16 protein-coding genes are annotated in these 17,107 nt (G+C 71.5%); 6 read left to right on the top strand and 10 right to left on the bottom strand.

Annotated elements, in window-relative coordinates; genetic code table 11:
- Window positions 1-44 precede the first annotated feature (44 nt).
- Window positions 45-482 carry a hypothetical protein gene (locus ABZT74_RS08050; protein ID WP_356165832.1) on the top strand — a complete coding sequence of 146 codons (438 nt, stop codon included), beginning with the start codon at window positions 45-47 and terminating at the stop codon, window positions 480-482.
- 96 nt (window positions 483-578) lie between these two features.
- Here the strand turns inward: ABZT74_RS08050 and ABZT74_RS08045 are convergent, their stop codons facing one another.
- The 9 genes from ABZT74_RS08045 to ABZT74_RS08005 form a co-directional block, all read right to left on the bottom strand.
- Complete coding sequence (locus ABZT74_RS08045) at window positions 579-2,120, bottom strand: DUF1996 domain-containing protein (RefSeq protein ID WP_355870407.1); 1,542 nt, start codon at window positions 2,118-2,120, stop codon at window positions 579-581.
- A gap of 212 nt (window positions 2,121-2,332) precedes the next feature.
- Complete coding sequence (locus ABZT74_RS08040) at window positions 2,333-2,989, bottom strand: response regulator transcription factor (RefSeq protein ID WP_356433746.1); 657 nt, start codon at window positions 2,987-2,989, stop codon at window positions 2,333-2,335.
- A complete protein-coding gene (locus ABZT74_RS08035; protein ID WP_356433745.1) occupies window positions 2,974-4,245 on the bottom strand; it encodes a sensor domain-containing protein in 1,272 nt (423 codons plus the stop codon). Before ABZT74_RS08035 ends, ABZT74_RS08040 begins: the two co-directional genes overlap by 16 nt.
- Window positions 4,246-4,551: 306 nt before the next feature.
- Entirely contained in the window at window positions 4,552-5,556 is a 1,005-nt protein-coding gene (locus ABZT74_RS08030) for an NAD-dependent epimerase/dehydratase family protein (protein ID WP_356433744.1), read from the bottom strand.
- A 113-nt stretch (window positions 5,557-5,669) separates the two neighbouring features.
- Complete coding sequence (locus ABZT74_RS08025; RefSeq protein WP_356433743.1) at window positions 5,670-6,266, bottom strand: winged helix-turn-helix domain-containing protein; 597 nt, start codon at window positions 6,264-6,266, stop codon at window positions 5,670-5,672.
- A gap of 328 nt (window positions 6,267-6,594) precedes the next feature.
- The gene (locus tag ABZT74_RS08020; RefSeq protein ID WP_356433742.1) at window positions 6,595-7,524 is read right to left on the bottom strand and encodes a hypothetical protein; all 930 of its coding nucleotides are present in this window, start codon (window positions 7,522-7,524) and stop codon (window positions 6,595-6,597) included.
- Window positions 7,525-7,629: 105 nt separating this feature from the next.
- On the bottom strand, window positions 7,630-8,658 hold the full coding sequence (gene glnII / locus ABZT74_RS08015; RefSeq protein ID WP_355870422.1) for a glutamine synthetase: 1,029 nt from the start codon (window positions 8,656-8,658) through the stop codon (window positions 7,630-7,632).
- A gap of 597 nt (window positions 8,659-9,255) precedes the next feature.
- Complete coding sequence (locus tag ABZT74_RS08010; protein ID WP_355870424.1) at window positions 9,256-9,942, bottom strand: hypothetical protein; 687 nt, start codon at window positions 9,940-9,942, stop codon at window positions 9,256-9,258.
- Window positions 9,943-10,130: 188 nt separating this feature from the next.
- Window positions 10,131-10,493, bottom strand: coding sequence for an arsenate reductase family protein (locus ABZT74_RS08005; protein WP_355870426.1), 363 nt, complete (start codon window positions 10,491-10,493; stop codon window positions 10,131-10,133).
- 208 nt (window positions 10,494-10,701) lie between these two features.
- On the opposite strand from ABZT74_RS08005, the gene ABZT74_RS08000 reads away from it, so the two are divergent.
- Window positions 10,702-11,010 carry a hypothetical protein gene (locus ABZT74_RS08000; protein ID WP_355870428.1) on the top strand — a complete coding sequence of 103 codons (309 nt, stop codon included), beginning with the start codon at window positions 10,702-10,704 and terminating at the stop codon, window positions 11,008-11,010.
- 138 nt (window positions 11,011-11,148) lie between these two features.
- Here the strand turns inward: ABZT74_RS08000 and ABZT74_RS07995 are convergent, their stop codons facing one another.
- A complete protein-coding gene (locus ABZT74_RS07995) occupies window positions 11,149-12,285 on the bottom strand; it encodes a winged helix DNA-binding domain-containing protein (RefSeq protein WP_356433825.1) in 1,137 nt (378 codons plus the stop codon).
- 243 nt (window positions 12,286-12,528) lie between these two features.
- Here ABZT74_RS07995 and ABZT74_RS07990 point away from each other — a divergent pair, with 243 nt between their 5' ends.
- The 4 genes from ABZT74_RS07990 (at window position 12,529) to ABZT74_RS07975 (ending at window position 17,097) form a co-directional block, all read left to right on the top strand.
- A complete protein-coding gene (locus ABZT74_RS07990) occupies window positions 12,529-13,035 on the top strand; it encodes a hypothetical protein (RefSeq protein ID WP_356433741.1) in 507 nt (168 codons plus the stop codon).
- Between the two features lie 5 nt (window positions 13,036-13,040).
- Window positions 13,041-14,399 carry a DUF2252 domain-containing protein gene (locus ABZT74_RS07985; protein ID WP_356433740.1) on the top strand — a complete coding sequence of 453 codons (1,359 nt, stop codon included), beginning with the start codon at window positions 13,041-13,043 and terminating at the stop codon, window positions 14,397-14,399.
- A 121-nt stretch (window positions 14,400-14,520) separates the two neighbouring features.
- Entirely contained in the window at window positions 14,521-15,120 is a 600-nt protein-coding gene (locus ABZT74_RS07980; RefSeq protein WP_356165812.1) for a chemotaxis protein CheB, read from the top strand.
- Between the two features lie 105 nt (window positions 15,121-15,225).
- Complete coding sequence (locus ABZT74_RS07975) at window positions 15,226-17,097, top strand: CheR family methyltransferase (RefSeq protein ID WP_356433739.1); 1,872 nt, start codon at window positions 15,226-15,228, stop codon at window positions 17,095-17,097.
- Window positions 17,098-17,107 lie beyond the last annotated feature (10 nt).

Here is a 17,107-nt window from a genome sequence, read left to right as displayed (position 1 = left end):
GGGGCTCGCTTCGGCGTGAGCGCCGACAGGTACCGGAGGAACGTATGAGGGTGACACGCGAGAGGCTTCTGGCCGGGGCGGCCGTGACCGTCCTGCTGACGCTGACCGGCTGCGGCGGCGGATCGGACGACAAGGCGGCCGCCGCGCGGGAGACCGTGCCGGCCACGGCGACCGGCAGCCTGGAGGACCTGGCGGCCGAGGTGAAGTGCCGTCCGGACATCCAGACCGACGCGGACGAGATCCGCCAGGGGGTCTGCAAGGTCGACGCCGGCAAGTTCATCCTGGCGACCTTCGCCACCGACCGCGGTCAGCGCGAGTGGCTCAACGGGGCCAAGGACTACGGCGGTTCGTATCTCGTCGGCGCCAAGTGGGTGGCCGTCGGCGACCAGAAGATGGTCACGTCCCTGCGCGGACGGCTCGGCGGAAGCCTGGAGGAAGGGACCTCGCACGGCGCGCACGCCGGTCACGAGCACAGCGGCTGACGGCGCGGACCTGTCCCCGGCCCGACGGGCCGGGGACAGGCGGACACAAGAAAGCCGGTGGCGGGGAATTCCCGCCACCGGCTTCCTCATGGGGGGTCACTTACAACGCTGGCCCTTGTTGATGCAGTTGACCATCTTGGTCATCAGGTTGTCGTCGAAGACATTGATGAAGTCGTCGTGGTCGGTCGCGGCCTTGTGCAGCTGCTCGGGGAATCCGTCCACCGCGTAGGCGTTCTTGACCTGCCCGTTCTGCAGGGTCGGCGCCCGGAAGCCGTAGACCAGGCGCATCGTCAGCTGCGGAATGGCCTTGAAGCCATTGGCGCAGTTGCCCTGGGCGTCCGCGAAGGCCACGTGTGTACGGTGGTTGGCGCTGTCGGCGTTCACTCCGTCCCAGCAGCTCTGGAAGGCGAAGGTGCGTACCACGGTGCTGCCGCGCGGGCAGATCGGGTACTGCTGCGTGAGCTGCACCTTGTTCTCGAAGCCGGTGCAGGACCAGTGCGCGTTGGCGTTCGCGAGACCGTTGGTCGTGGTCTTCGCGTCACCGGTGATGATGCGCAGGAACTTCGGCATCGCGACGACCTGGCTCTTCGCGCTGCCGACGAACTTGATCTGCGCCTGCTTGACCTGCTGGATCTGGCCGACGTTTCCTTCCTTGCCACCGCCGTCGTTGTTCTGGTCGAAGTCCTGCGTACCGTTCTGGATACGCACGACCGGCCAGTAGTACGTCGACTTGTCGCCCTGGTTGGCGCAGGTGGTCTTGGCCGCGGCGAACGTGTCGTTGTTGGCGAACGCGTCGTTCGACTGGTTGCCCACGTAGTCGTGCAGGTGGTGCGCGCCGTTGCTGACGCCGGGCGCCACGATCACGTTGTCCGTGTTGAACTTCTTGTTCGCGTTCACGCCGCAGGACGTGGTGAACGTGCCCGTCGAACCGCCGGCCCGGGTGCGCGCCTTGCGGGGGACGTTCGCCTGGGCCTTCGTGATGTCGACGAAGTCCGCGGCGAGCGGTCCGTTGCCGGCCTGACCGCCGTTGCCCGCCTGCTGGCCGCCGCCCTGCTGGCCGCCGGCGCTCGCGCTGGCGGACGGGGACGGAGCCGGACTGGCCGTGCCGCCGTTGTTCTGCCCGCCGTTGTTCTGGCCGCCGTTGTTGCCCCAGCCGGCGTTGGTCTGGCTGGCGGGCGTACCCGTGCAGGAGGAGAGGCCGTCGAGCGAGCCGGGAGCGGCCCCGCCGACCCTGCTGATCTCCAGCTTGATCCGGTCGATGATCACCGACCGGTTGTTCTTCAGCGGTCCGAGGATGGAGTTCTGGACGAAGCTCGCATCCCTCGTCTGCGCGTCGCGGGTGGTGGCGAGCCGCTGGTAGGCGGCGGTGATCTGCTCGTCCAGCGTGGCGAGTTCGCCGTCCACCTCACCACGGGCCTTGTTCGGCACGTTGGTCAGCTTCTGGCCGACGTCCGGACAGCTGATGGTGGCCACCTGAGCGGTGGCTGCCTTCGTGGTATTGGGAGACGAGTTCTCCTCGTGCGCCGAGGCGTAGAAGTTCGCCCAGACCAGTCCACCCCCGCCGATAGCGAGCGCTGCCGACGCGGCAATGGCCCGAACGGCCAGCGGCGAACGGCGTTTTCGTACGTTGCGTCCCATGGAACTCCTCTGACTTCCTTGCGGGGCATCGAGGGCGCCCGACAGGAGTGAAGCGGCTCCATTCCATACGCACGGGGCGGGTGGGGTGTTCAGAAACCCCGGAAAATCTTAGAACTTCGTGAGACCAATTCGGGCACAATGGGCCCAGAAGCCCCCGAATTCACGGGAGTTGCTCTCACTCAAAAGGTTTGAGAGCGCTTTTTGACTGAAATTCAGTGGGCGTCCCGGTCCAAATAGGCGAGCACCGCGAGGACGCGCCGATTGTCGTCGTCCGACACCTCCAGACCCAGCTTCGCGAAGATGTTGGAGGTGTGTTTGGCGATCGCCCTTTCCGTCACGACGAGCTGTGCCGCGATCGCCGCGTTGGTACGTCCCTGCGCCATCAGATCCAGCACCTCCCGCTCCCGCGGAGTGAGCCGCCCGACCGGCTGGTCCCCGGCCGTACGCCGGGCCAGCAGCTGCTGGATCACCTGCGGGTCCATGGCGGTGCCTCCCGCCGCCACCCTGCGTACGGCGTCGATGAACTGCTCCGCGTCGAACACCCGGTCCTTCAGCAGATAGCCGACCCCGCCACTGCCGTCGGCGAGCAGCTCACGCGCGTACAGCTGCTCGACGTGCTGCGACAGGACGAGCACCGGCAGCCCGGGCCGCTCACGCCGGGCCCGCAGGGCGCACTGCAGTCCCTCGTCGGTGTGCGAGGGCGGCAGCCGTACGTCCACCACCGCCACGTCCGGCTGCAACTCCCGCAGCGCCCGCGCGAGTTCGGGCCCGGTCTCGACCGCCGCGGCGATCTCGAAGTCGTAGGCCTCCAGCATCCGGACCAGGCCGTCGCGCAACAGGAAGAGGTCTTCGGCTAGGACAACACGCAAGGGATCTCCAGGGTGACCCGGGTGGGACCGCCCGCGGGGCTGCTGACGGCGAGGACGCCGTCGAATGTACCGAGCCGCCGCTCGATCCCGCCGAGCCCGGATCCGGCGCCGACCCGGGCGCCGCCCCTGCCGTTGTCGGTGACGGTGATCCGGAGCGTGCCGTCCCGGTGGTGCACGTCGATCCAGAGCCGGTCGGCGCCCGCGTGCTTGACCGCGTTGGCCAGCACCTCGCTCACCGCGAAGTACGCGGCCGACTCGACCGGCGCCTCCACCCGCCCGGCCAGGTCCACGTCGACCTCGCTCACCGGCGGCAGGCTCAGCGCCAGCGCCCTGATGGCGTCGCCGAGTCCGCGTTCGGCGAGTACCGGCGGATGAATGCCCCGGACGAGGTCGCGCAGCTCGGTGAGCGCGTCGGCCGAGGACTTCCGCGCCTGCGCCAGCAGGTGCTTCGCCCGCGCGGGGTCCTTCTCGATGAGCGCCTCGACGGTTCCCAGGTCCATGCCCACCGCGACCAGGCGGGCCTGCGCGCCGTCGTGCAGGTCCCGCTCGATGCGCCGCAGTTCGGCGGCCGAGGTGTCCACGGCCTCCCGCCGGGTCTCGGTCAGCACCCGCACGCGCTCGGCGAGTTCACCCTCGCCGGGGGCCAGGACGGCACGGGTGACGCGGAAGTGGAGCCGCAGGAGGAGAGGGGAGCAGAAGAGGGAGGCGGCCAGGAGCGCGGCGCCGAGGACCCCCGCGGCCAGCGCCGACGCCTGACCGGAGATCGGCACGAAGCCGTACCACCAGCCGACGTACGTGCCGTCCGTGAACACCCGCCACAGGCCGAGCGCGAGCGCGAAGCCCTCCAGCGGGTACAGCACCAGCGCGGCCGGCAGCATCGCGGTGACGAACCCCGCGGTCATGTCGAACAGCAGCCAGCGCACGTCCCGCCGGGTGGCCGGGTCCCGGAGCATCCCGAAACACCGCGCCCAGGGGTTGGCCCCCTCGGGCAGCGGCCGGTAGGCGGCCGGGATCCGCACCCCGCACCACCGGGCCGCGGCCAGCCGCCGCGCGTCCGCGAAGGCCCGGACCGCGGTCAGCACCCGGGGTGTCGTGACGATCCCGACACCGACCGGGACCAGCAGGACGGATACGACGGTCAGGACGAACAGCCCGACCGACCCTGCCAGTCCGGTCACGGCGACCGCCAGCCCGCGTGCCCCGGCCACCAGGGCCTCCCGCCCGCGGGCCCGCGCCTCGAACCTCTGCGACTCCATGCCCCGAGTCTCGCCGACCGACGGAGCCCCGTCACTGGGCCGAGCCCCCTGCCGGGGGGTGGTGCCAGCAGCACCCCCCGGGGGCGGCGGTGGCGGGAGGGGGCTGCCGATCGTCGTAATACCGGGGCCCGTTCGCGGCTCCGGTCACCGGCCGGGTCGGTACGGGCGCCGGCTCCGGCGGAGGCTGCGGCCCGGGGAGAACGCGAGCCCGGGCCGTGTCCGGGTGACGCGTTCGGTTCGCCTCGGCCTGCGTGGCTGGGCGGCGTGACGCCACACCCGCCGCGTCGCGAGCGGTGCCGCGGGGTCTCAGATGCCGAGGACCTTCGCCTCCACCGCGGGGTCGAGACCCACCGCCGGCCGGTCGGGCCGCAGCGGCGCCGTCCCGCCGTGCGACCGGAGCCACTCCCAGGTGTCGGCGACGGTCGCCCGCACCGGCCGGCAGCGGAGCCCGGTCCCGAGCGCCCGGGAGACGTCCATCGCGTACACGGCGGCGTGCAGTTCGCTCGCGGGCGGCACCCAGACCGGCAGCTGCGTCCACGGCTCGATCCCCGCGGCGAGGACGGTCTCGGGATCGGTCCACCGCAGCTCCGCGCGGCCCCCGGTGACCTCGGCGCACGCGTCGAGCAGGGCCCCCATCGTGCTGTGACCCGGGGTGCTCACCAGGTCGTACGCGCCGCCGAGCCCCGCCTCCGCCGCCGAGAGCGTCCACTCCGCGAGGTCCCGCACGTCGATGTACTGGAGCGGTAGTTCACGCGGGCCGGGCGCGAGGACCGGGCCGCCCGCCGCGATCCGGTTCAGCCACCACGGCAGCCGCCCGATGTTCTCGTACGGCCCGAGGATCAGCCCGCACCGCACGAGCAGGGAGTTCTCCGGCCCGAAGGCGTCCGTGGCGGCCAGCTCGCCACCCCGTTTGTCCCGCGCGTAGTCGGTCGCCTCCGCGTCGGGCGACGCCCCGTCCACGACCGGCGCGCCCTCGTCGGACCCGGCCTCGCGCGGCCAGGCGTACACGGAGCAGCTCGACACGTACACGTACCGGGACACCCGCCCGGCCAGCAGCCGCGCGCTGTCCCGGACCACGCGCGGTGCCCCCGACCAGGTGTCGACGACGAGATCCCACTCGTCGGCGCTGCCGGCGAGCGCCGCGAGTCCGTCCGGAGCGGTGCGGTCGCCCAGCAACGTCCGCACCCCGGCCGGTGGTTCGTGCCGGCCGCGGTGGAAGACCGTGACCTCCCACCCCCGGCCGAGCCCCGCCTCCACGACGGCGCGCCCCACGAACTCCGTCCCGCCCAGCATCAGAAGTCTCCGTGTCATACGGACGACTCTGCCCGCCGCACCCGGCCGGCGGAACAGGAATCTGCCGACAGAAGAACCGGCCGGGGCGGCGGCGGACGGGTGACGGGGGAGCCGGTCGAGCCGCGGTCAGGTCAACTGCCGCTCGAAGGGGCGTACTTGTAACCCACGCGGCGCACCGTCTGGATGGACTGGCGGTGCTGCGCCCCGAGCTTGCGGCGCAGCCGCGCGACATGGACGTCGACGGTCCGGCCGTCGCCCACGTGGCCGTACCCCCACACCGTGGAGACCAGCTGGTCGCGGGTGTGCACCCGGTGCGGGTGCTGGACGAGATGCGCGAGCAGCTCGAACTCCAGATAGGTCAGGTCCAGGATCCGTCCGTCGACCTCGGCGGTGCGTTGCACGGTGTCGATGCGCACCAGCGGTTCGCCGGCACCCGTGCCGCCGGGTGACGGCTCGGCGCCGTCCTGCGCGGGCCGGTCCGGTACGGCCACGGGCAGCAGGGGATGCTGGTCGGCCGGCACGAGGACGAGGTAGCCGATCATCGGCGGCTGTCCCGGCAGGACCGGCAGGGTGTGCGGGGGAGCGGGCAGCCAGGTGGCGCCCGGCGGCAGGAAGCCGGCGACGTCGACCACCTCGTCCCGGTCGACGGCACGCAGTCGGTGCCGTCCCGGGGAGGTCGAGGGGGTGGGAGCCGTCGCTACGGAGGAGAAGGAACGAGTGGTCGCCATGAGAGGTCAGCTCTTTCGCGCGAGAAGTCCGTCGGGTGGTCGACGACCGCGGGTTCGTGGCCGGGTCGTCGAGGACGTACGTCGTGCGCGCTGGCCGAAGGCCGGGGTGTACGGCTTTAGAGGGCCGGCGCGTTCGTCGCGCGGCAACACACCCGGTCGAAGTCGTGGTGCTGACGGGAAGGCCAGAAGGGCTCGAGGTCATGGCGACCCGTCGCGGTGCACTTCTGGTAGCTGGCCATGCCCCCATTGAAGCAGAAGGCGGCGCGCGGCAGGAGAGTCCTTCCACGGACCGGACGCATCCTTGGCGTGAACGTGACGCAGGGAGTCCCTATCCGACCAGGCGCTTGTGCCACGTCAGACCGGTGACATGGACGGCGCTGTCCGGGGAGCCGTCCCACTGGGCGGACAGGCCCGCCGCGTCCAGTGCCGCGACGACCTCGCGGCCGACGGACGCCGTGGTCGCGGCCGAGCCGTCGAACCCGCCGTACAGCAGCATCAGTCCGTGGCCCGCCGTGGCGCCCTCCGTGCACTGGGAGTGGAAGAAGACGAAGCCGCGCGACCCCTCACCGCGCTCGGCCCCTATCTCGGTGATGCCGCAGGTACGGCAACAGGTGAAGTTCTCCCGGGCGGTGATGCCGTCCGCGTCGAGCGCCTCGAAGATCTCGGTGAGGCGCTCCGGGTCCGTCACCCCTTCCCAGAGCGCCTGTTCGGCCAGCCGCTCCGTCCACAGCCGGTCGACCAGTTCGCGGGCCTGGGCCCGGGAGACCGGCCGGTGGTCGCCGTCGACCAGATACTCCTCGGCGTTCTCGGTGAGCCGGGCCCGGTCGTCGTAACCGCAGCGCAGCAGTTCCCTGATCCGTGGCTCGATCTCGCCCCGTACGTCCGCCGGCAGTTCCGGGACGTCCTCCGGGACGTCGTGGCCGAGCGGCTCCCACGTGAGGCCCGCGTCCCAGCCGTCCTCGCCCCGGGCCCAGCCCACCAGAGCGTCGGCCACCCGGTCGGCTTCGCCCGCGTCCAGCGTCGTGCCGAAGAAGCGGGCGCGGCTCTCGCGGTGCTCCAGGCGGTAGTCCCCGCCCCGCTCGTGCCACACCTGCGCGAAGACGTCCGGCAGGTCCGGTATCCGGTTCAGGACCAGGAAGCGGTCGCCCGCGCCGCCGATCCCGCGCACCAGCGTCCGCAGCGTGTCCGCCGGAATCCGCTGGTGGCTCCGTCCGTTCTCCGTCTTGACCTTGACGGCGAGCTGTTCGTCGTTCCCCATGGGGCAACTCTGGCACGTCCCACCGACAACGCCCCGGCCGGTCCGGGGAACGCGGGAGGGGCGCCCGCCGGTCCGGCGGGCGCCCCTTCACGGGTGTGCGGCGGATCAGACCTGGCCGGCCTTCTCCAGGGCGCTGCAGCAGGTGTCGACGATCAGGCGCGTCACGACGTACGGGTCGACGTTCGCGTTGGGACGGCGGTCCTCGATGTAGCCCTTGCCGTCCTTCTCGACCTGCCACGGGATACGGACCGAGGCGCCGCGGTTGGAGACACCGTAGGAGTACTCGTTCCACGGGGCGGTCTCGTGCAGGCCCGTCAGGCGGTCGTCGATGCCGGCGCCGTAGTGCTTGACGTGGTCCATGGGCTTCGAGCCCTCGCCCAGCGACTCGCACGCGGTGATGATCGCGTCGTAGCCCTCGCGCATCGCCTTCGTGGAGAAGTTGGTGTGCGCGCCCGCGCCGTTCCAGTCGCCCTTCACCGGCTTGGGGTCGAGCGTCGCGGAGACACCGAAGTCCTCGGCGGTGCGGTAGAGCAGCCAGCGGGCCACCCACAGCTGGTCCGAGACCTCCAGCGGCGCCAGCGGGCCGACCTGGAACTCCCACTGGCCGGGCATGACCTCGGCGTTGATGCCGGAGATGCCGAGGCCCGCCTTCAGACAGTTCTCCAGGTGCGCCTCGACGACGTCACGGCCGAAGATCTCGTCCGAGCCCACCCCGCAGTAGTAGCCGCCCTGCGCAGCCGGGAAGCCGCCCTCGGGGAAGCCGAGCGGGCGCGTGCCCTTGAAGAACGTGTACTCCTGCTCGATGCCGAAGATCGACTCCTGGGCGGCGAACTTCTCGGAGACCTCGGTCAGCGCGGCACGGGTGTTGGACTCGTGCGGCGTCATGTCGATGTTCAGGACCTCGCACATGACGAGGACGTCGTCGCCGCCGCGGATCGGGTCCGGGTAGCTGGCCACCGGCTTGAGTACGCGGTCGGAGGCGTGGCCCTCGGCCTGGTTCGTGGAGGAACCGTCGAAGCCCCAGATCGGCAGCTCCGCGCCCTTGGCGTCGTCGCCCAGGATCTTCGTCTTGGAACGGAGCTTGGCCGTCGGCTCGGTGCCGTCGATCCAGATGTACTCAGCCTTGAAGGTCACGGGCCACATCCTTCGGGGTGTGTCTTGAGGCGCACTTGCGGGTGCTGCGGCGCTGCGGCACCGGGACGCCGCTGGGGATGCCCGGCAGCCTGTCAACCGGCGATTTCCCGGCCGTTGCCCGTAGGTGAACCCCGTGTTACCCGGCCTGTGTGTGCCCCGTCTCACGCGAGCCGCCCCGCGGCCCGGGTGCGCGCGACGGTGTTCGCAACCGCGATCCGCCGGCACGCCGCCCGGCCCGGTCCCGAACACCCCTGCCCGCGGCCGGCTCGTATGCGATGGGCATGGAGGCGATACGGGCGAAGTGATGCGGTTGCGCCCCGGTTGCCCGACGCACGAAGACCCCGCCCCCACCGGTCCGGAGGAACCGGCGGGGACAGGGCCTCGACCCGTTGCGTCCGCTACCCGGGCAGCCTAGGACCTGCCCGGCCGATCATGGCGGAGACGCGAGGTGTGGCACGCACATCTGCGGCGTTGTCGTCGGTCGACGACGCTCCGCGTCGCCTCCCTCCTCCGCCTTGCAGCTGCACGCACCACACCTCGCTCAGGTGGGTCGATCAGGCACCGACGTCTCCTCCACCAAGATCGACCGGACAGGTCCTAGCCCACCTTCTCGATGCGGGCCTTGCGGATCAGGAACTTGCCGGGTTCCCTGACCTGTTCGAAGGCCGCGTTGTTCAGCAGGACACAGCTTCCGGAGACCGAGGTGACCTCCACCGTCGTGGACTTGTTGTTGTCCAGGTTGGTGACCTTCAGCTTCGTCCCGGCCGGGAACTGGTTGCTGGACGCGGCCGGTGCGCCGCCCTCGCCGGAGAGCGTGACCGTCGAACCGGTGCAGACCTGCTGCCCCGTGGCGGCGCCCGCTCCCGCGTTGTCCGCGGGAGCGGTCTGCGCCGGGTCCGCCTGCGCCGGAGCGGAGGGGGCGGGCGCGGCCTCGGCCGGCGCGGACTGGCCCGGCTGCGGAGCGGTCTGGGAGTCCTGAGCCGACTCCCCGACCGCGCAGCCGGACGCCTCCTGCTGAACCTTGATCTGCGCGATGACGGCCTCGCGGTTGGCGATCCTGGCCGCCGACTGGGCGTCGGGCGTGGCCCGCTGGTCCGCGATGAACTTCTGGTTGTTGCCGAGCGCGGTGGCCAGACCCTTGCAGACCGTCGAGGTCTGCGCGTTCTGCACCGACGCGGCGTTCGAGGTGGCGGCGAGGGCGAACGCCCCGCCCCCGGCCACGAGCGCCGCGCCGGTCAGCAGGGCGATCTTCTTCTTGGTGCTGAGCGTTCTCCTACGCGACATGCGCGCCTCCAGTGCGGGGGGGAGCGTTACGCCGCTATGTACGGGATACCGAACGGAGTTGCTCAACGGTGACCGCGGCCTCGTAAGTAACCTGGATCACAGGGGAGTTGGGACGGGGTCCGGCTCGGGCCCGCCGAACGGCATGGTGGTGCCGCTTCGTTCGGTGTTCGCCGCCGGTCCGCTCGCGTCTACCGCCGGGACAGCGCGTCCCGTACCGCCTCGTCCGTGCGGGCCACGACCGCCGTCCCGTCGTCCGCGGTGATGATCGGCCGCTGGATCAGCTTCGGATGCTCACTGAGCGCGGTGATCCACCGGTCCCGCGCACCGGCGTCCCGCGCCCACTCCGCGAGTCCCAGCTCCTTGGCCACGGTCTCCTGGGTCCGCGTGATGTCCCACGGTTCGAGTCCGAGACGGTCGAGCACGTCGCGGATCTCGTCCTCGCCCGGCACGTCCTCCAGGTAGCGGCGCACGGTGTAGTCGGCGCCTTCCGCGTCGAGCAGGCCGACCGCGCCGCGGCACTTCGAACAGGCCGGATTGATCCAGATCTCCATGCCGCACACGCTACCCCTGTTCGATTTTCCGCCGCCCCACGCGTCACTCTCGGACCGGGGGTGGAACAGCGTCAATTCCCTTTCTCACCTGGCCGTTTAACGTCTGTCCGGGCTCCCTGAATGTCAGTGCCACGCAGTAGACTGATAGCAGTGTTCGAGGATCCCGCCGGGCGGTCCGGAGGGGTCCTGACGCGACAGGAGGATGCCCGTGCCCGCTGCCGCACTGAAGCCGCTGCCCACCCAGTCCACCGCGAGGAGGCCGGTCCAACTGGACCTGCCGTACGAGCCGGTGGAGAAGCGCCCGCTCCCGCCGGGCCGTCCCCGCGACTGGTACGTCACGCACAACCGCCGGCTCAAGGCGATGCGTCTGGCCATCGCCCTGCTCGACTCCGGTGTGTACGTGCCGAACCAGGCCCGCAACGAGACCATCCACGGCGCCGCCCAGCTCATCGGCGTCCACCCGCCGTCGGACACCACGTGCCACATGGTGCGCGCCCTGATGAGGTACGCGCGCTGAGGCGTCCCGCCCGCTGAGGGTTCGGGTACGCCGCTCCGAAAGTGCCGGGTGCCCTCGTCGTGCGACGGGGCGCCCGGCACCGGTTGTTCCGGCACCGGGGCGGGGCGTTCCGCTCCGCCCCGCGCGGCCCGCGTAGCCTCAGCCGGCCGCCAACTCCCTTTCCAGGGGCGTCCGGAAGCGAGGGGTGACGCGGGTCGTCCCCACCCATTGCCGCAGGCGTGCGGCCTCCGCCGTGACGGCGGCCCGCGCGTCGCGGCCCACGCCCTCCGTCTCCAGCAGCCGCCAGGCGATCTCGCCGTCGGGCCGCTGCGCCCAGCCGCCGACCACCCGGCCGTCCCACCACACCGTCGGCCCGATGTTGCCGCTGCGGTCGAACAGGGCGGCCCGCAGGGAGGGGGCGAGATACCAGTCGCGCTCCTGGCGGCTCATCGGCGTCGGGTCGAGGGCGGGCAGCAACGCGGCCCAGGGTTCGGCGGGTCCGGTGACCGGCTCCTCGTCGCCGGCCGTCACGTAGGCGGTGATCCCGTCGTCGAGCGAGACGGTCACCGCGCCGATCGCGGCCAGCGTCCGCCGTACGTCGGTGACCTTCCAGCCCGTCCACCACTTCAGGTCGGCCTCCGTGGCGGGCCCGCACGCGGTGAGCCAGCGGCGCAGCAGCTCGGACCTGGCCTCCTCGGGCGGGAGTTCGGGGTGCGGCGGCGCCACCGCCCAGCGGAACTGGCTCGACGTCCAGGAACCCAGCGGACGTCCCCGCACCACCCGGCCCTCGACGCCCAGCACCCGCATCAGCCGGGACGACAGCGTGTGCGGACTCTCGTAGCTCTTGCCGGCGCCGTAGGTGAACTGCTCCTTCAACCGGGGCTCGTCCCGGGTGAGTTCGTTCACCGTCGCCTGGCCGCGGCGGGCCAGCGCGGCGAGCGCCGACTCCTCGACCGGGGTGAGCCACTCCTCGGTCAGCCGCCCGTCGCTGCCGGTGACCATGTCCTTGATGAGTCCGGCGCGCGCCTTCGCCGCGATGTCCAGCCCGGTCGAGGCGTGCACCACGGCCGCGAGAGCGGTGGGGAACACGAACACGGTGTGCCGCATGCCGTGCATCCGCACGAGCGTCCGGTCCTCGTACAGCGCCCGGTCGACCTCGGCGACCGTCACCCCGGCGTCCACGAGCCGCGCGCCGACCGCCAGGTACACCGTCGACGGATCGGTCCCGTGCAGCGCGACCAGCGCGTCCGCGATCTCCTCGGGCCGTGCGGCCCGCGCGGACGGCGCGAGGCCCATCCGCAGCCCCAGCCGTGCCCGCCGCTCCGCCACCCCGATGTGCCGTGGTTTCCCCGTCACGCCGCCTCCGCCTCCCGACCCCCGGCCTTCGTGGCGCTCATCCTCCCGGACGGCCGCCCGGTACGGGGCGCGGCTCACCCGTTCGTCCTACCCGGGCATGCGGCGGCCCCGCCCGCGGCCTTGACTGGGGCCACCGCGAGGAGCGGAGCCCGGAGGCGAGACAGGACCACAACGGGAGACGCGATGCAGAGCAACGGCGCACGAGGGCCGGTCCGGCTGATCCTGGCCGTGGCCGTGGTGGTGTCGCTGGCCGCGTCGCTGGCCGCCTGCTCCGACGACAGCAGCCCCTCCGACGCGGCCTCCAAGGCCGCCTCGGCGGCTTCGAGAGCCGCGTCGGCCGCCACCCGGGCCGGCGACTCCCTCGCCTCGGCGACGGCTGAGGCCGGCCGGAGGTTCGACGAGTTCAAGAGCGGCGCGGACGCCAAGGACGAGGTGAAGCTCGACGGCTCGCCGAGCGCCGACTCCGACGGCCGCGCCACCGTGAAGGTGACCGCGTCGAACCCGACCTCCTCGGCACGGTCGTACGTCGTCCAGGTCGACTTCCGCGACACGAGCGGCAACCTCCTCGACACCACCGTCGTGACCGTGGACGACGTCGCGGCCGACGGGTCCAAGGACGCGACGGCCCGCAGCAACCGCGCCCTCACCGGCGACGTCGACACCACCGTCGCCCGCGCCGTGCGGCACTGACGGCCGTGCTCCGCAACGGTGTCACGGCGACCTCGGCGGACCGCGCCGCCCGCGGCCGGGCGGCCCGCAAGCGCGTCTCCCGCTCCGCGCACGGCACCTGGATCCCCGCCGCGGACCGCCCCGATCCGGTCGGCGTCCTGCAACGGCAGGGCCGGGACCGGCTCCAGGAACTGCTTCCCATCCGGTACGGACGGATGGCCGCGTCACCGTTCGCGTTCCTGCGCGGAGCCGCCGCCGTCATGGCCGCCGACCTGGCGGCCCAGCCGCACACCGGGCTCACCGTCCAGCTGTGCGGCGACGCCCACCTGCTGAACTTCGGCCTCTACGCCTCACCGGAACGCTCGCTGCTCTTCGACCTCAACGACTTCGACGAGACGTTCCCCGGCCCCTTCGAGTGGGACGTGAAACGGCTCGCGGCCAGCGTCGCCGTCGCCGCCCGCGAGAACGGGCACAAGGAGGAGCACGTCTTCGCCGCGGCACGGGCGGCCGCCGGGCACTACCGCGAGACCATGCGCCGGCTGGCCCGGCAGGGCGAGCTGACCGTCTGGTACCAGCACATCGACGCCGACCTGCTGCTGCCGCTGGTCCGCTCCGGACGCAGACGCCGGCGCGCCGAGGCGACCCTCACCCGGGCCCGCCGCCGCACCAGCCTGCACGCGCTCGGCAAACTCACCGAGACCGTCGACGGACGCCCCCGCATCGTCCACGACCCGCCCCTGCTGGAACCGGCCGGCACCCTCGACATGGCGACGCTCCGCAAGATCTTCAGCGACTACCGCTCCACGCTCACCGAGGAACGCCGTCTCCTCCTCGACCGCTACCGCTTCGTCGACGCCGCTCGCAAGGTGGTCGGTGTGGGCAGCGTAGGCACCCGCTGCTTCATCGTGCTGCTCGCCGGCCGGGACGCCGACGACCCGCTGTTCCTGCAGATCAAGCAGGCCGGCCGCTCCGTACTCGAGGAGCACCTGCCGACCGGTCCGTACCTCCACCCGGGGCGCCGCGTCGTCGCCGGGCAGCGGCTGATGCAGGCCGCCGGCGACATCTTCCTCGGCTGGACCACCGGACCCGAGGGACGCGCCTTCTACTGGCGCCAGCTGCGCGACATGAAGGGCTCCGCGGACATCGCCGGCATGGACCCAGGTGAGCTGCGCGGATACGCCGGACTGTGCGGCACCGCCCTGGCCCGCGCGCACGCCCGGTCCGGTGACCGCGTCGCCATCGCGGCCTACCTCGGCGGCGCCGACACCTTCGACCGCTCCCTCGCACACTTCGCGCTGCGCTACGCGGACCGCACCGCCGCGGACCACATGGCGCTCGGCGCGGCGGTGATGGCCGGCGTCGTCCCGGCGGCCCCCAACGTGTGACCTCCCGCGCCCGTCGACCGGCACCTCCGGGCCGACGCCACGCACCCTCGCGTGCCCCGAATCCGACGCCCGCGGGGGTTCGGCGCCGTCGGTGACCCCGATACGGCGCTACGCTCCGTGTATGAGGGCTGAAGCGTCCACTCCGGAGCAGTACGCCGTCGTGGCGGTCGCCTCCTCCGCGGGCGGCATCTACGCGCTCATCGAACTCCTCGGCGGTCTCGGCGCCGACTTCCCCGTGCCGGTCCTCGTCGTCCAGCACCTCGACCGCCGGCACCGGACGGTCATCGCCGACGTGCTCTCCCGGCGTACGGAACTCGCGGTCAAGCTCGCGGAGGCCGACGAGCGGATCGAGGCAGGCACCGTCTACATCGCCCCGCCCGACCGCCACCTGCTGGCCGGTCCCGAGGGTGTCCTGAGCCTGTCGAACAGCGAGCTCGTCCATTTCGTCCGTCCCTCGGCCGACCTGCTCTTCGAGTCGGTCGCCGGTGCGTACGGGGAGCGGGCCATCGTCTGTGTGCTCACCGGATCGGGTGGTGACGGCGCGATGGGGGTGGACGCCGTGAAGTCGCGCGGCGGCACGGTCATCGCCCAGGATCCGGCGAGCGCGCAGTTCCGGGGGATGCCGGACGCGGCCGTGGCCACCGGCGCGGTCGATTTCGTCCTGCCGCTGGCAGAGATCTCCGAACTGATCCGGGGGCTGGTCGCGAGCGAGAAGCAATGAGCGACCGGCAGTGAGCGACCGGCAGTGAGCGACCAGCACAAGCGGCCCGCGGTGACCGGCGGCGGAGCGACACGAAGTGACTGACACGAAGTGGATGAGGACGTCATGGCTGACGGGCGGGACGCTGAGACCGACGAGGAACTGGAAGAGCTCCTCGGCTTCCTGCGGGACGCGCGCGGATTCGACTTCACCGGGTACAAGCGGTCGACGCTGGGCCGCCGCATCCGCAAGCGGATGGCCGACGCCCAGGTCACGTCGTACGCCGACTACCGCGACCGGCTGGAGACGAGCGCCGACGAGTTCGGCGCCCTCTTCAACACCATCCTGATCAACGTCACCTCGGTCTTCCGCGACCCCGACGCCTGGACCTTCCTCCAGAACGAGGTGGTGCCCGAGGTGCTCGCGCAGCTCGGGCCCGAGGAGGAGATCCGGGTGTGGAGCGCGGGCTGCTCCAGCGGCGAGGAGGCCTACTCGCTCGCGATCATGTTCGCGGAGACCATCGGCCTGGACGAGGCACTCAACCGGGTGAAGATCTACGGCACGGACGTCGACGAGGAGGCGCTCCGCGAGGCCAGGGCGGGCCTCTATCCGGCGAAGGCCCTCGAAACCCTCGCTCCGGAACTGCGCGAGAAGTACTTCGACGCGAACGGTGCCCAGTTCAGCTTCCGCGGCGACCTGCGCCGCCGGGTCATCTTCGGCCGCCACGACATCACCCGCGACGCCCCCATCTCGCGCCTCGACCTCCTCGTCTGCCGCAACACGCTGATGTACTTCAACGTGGAGGCGCAGACCCAGATCGTCGACCGCTTCCACTTCGCGCTCCGCGAGAGCGGCTTCCTCTTCCTCGGCAAGGCCGAGCTGCTCCTCAACGACGCCGACCGCTTCGACGTGGTCAGCATGCGCCAGCGGATCTTCCGCCGCCGCCCCGGGAGCCAGCCCACGCCCTACCAGCCGACCGGCGTGAAGATCAGGTCGGGCTCCGCCACCGAGGTGAAGACGGTGGCCCGCACCCGGCAGGTCCGCGACCTCGTCGTCGACGGCGCGCCGACCCCGATGCTCGCCGTCGACGCCGACGGCATCGTCGTCCTCGTCAACAGCCAGGCCCGGACCCAGTTCGGACTCACGGCCGGTGACCTCGGCCGCCCCTTCCAGGACCTGGAGATCTCCTACCGGCCGCTGGAACTGCGCTCACTGATCGAGCAGGCGACGAACGAGCGCCGCTCCCTGCGCATCAACGGCACCGAGCGCCGGGTCGGCGAGGAGCACCAGTACTACGACATCCTCATCCAGCCGCTGATGTCGCCGGGCAATCCGCCCGTGGCCACCAGCATCACCTTCACCGACGTCACCGTCGCCACCCAGCTCAAGTCCGAGGTCAAGCGCGTACGCGAGGACCTGGAGACCGCCTACGAGGAACTCCAGTCCACCAACGAGGAGCTGGAGACCACGAACGAGGAACTCCAGTCCAGCATCGAGGAGCTGGAGACCACGAACGAGGAACTCCAGTCCACCAACGAGGAACTGGAGACCACCAACGAGGAACTCCAGTCCGGCAACGAGGAACTGGAAACGATGAACGAGGAACTCCGGGTGCGCACCGAGGAGCTGGACGCCGCCCGCGTCTTCCTCGAAGGCATCCTCTCCAGCGTCGGCGCCGGCGTCGTGGTCCTCGACCGGGACCTGAAGGTGACCAGCTGGAACTCGGGCGCCGTCGACCTGTGGGGACTGCGCGGCGACGAGGCGATCGGGCAGCCGTTATTCTCACTGGACTTCGGGCTCCCCACGGACTCGCTGCGCACGGTGGTCCACGAGTGTCTCGACACCGGCAAACGGGGCACTCCGCGCTATGTGGCGTCGGTCAGCAGGCTCGGAAAGTCCCTCCGGTGCGCCGTGCTGACCAGTCCCTTCGACGGCGACGGCGGCGGGGTGGTCATGCTCATGGAGGAGAGCTCCGGCGACGCCTCCGCCCGGACCTGACGGGCGTAGG

It is taken from the genome of Streptomyces sp. NPDC005302 (assembly GCF_040607345.1).
Classification (GTDB): domain Bacteria; phylum Actinomycetota; class Actinomycetes; order Streptomycetales; family Streptomycetaceae; genus Streptomyces.
The sequence above is the reverse complement of the archived record's forward strand: the minus strand, read 5'-3'. Positions and strand labels throughout refer to the sequence as shown.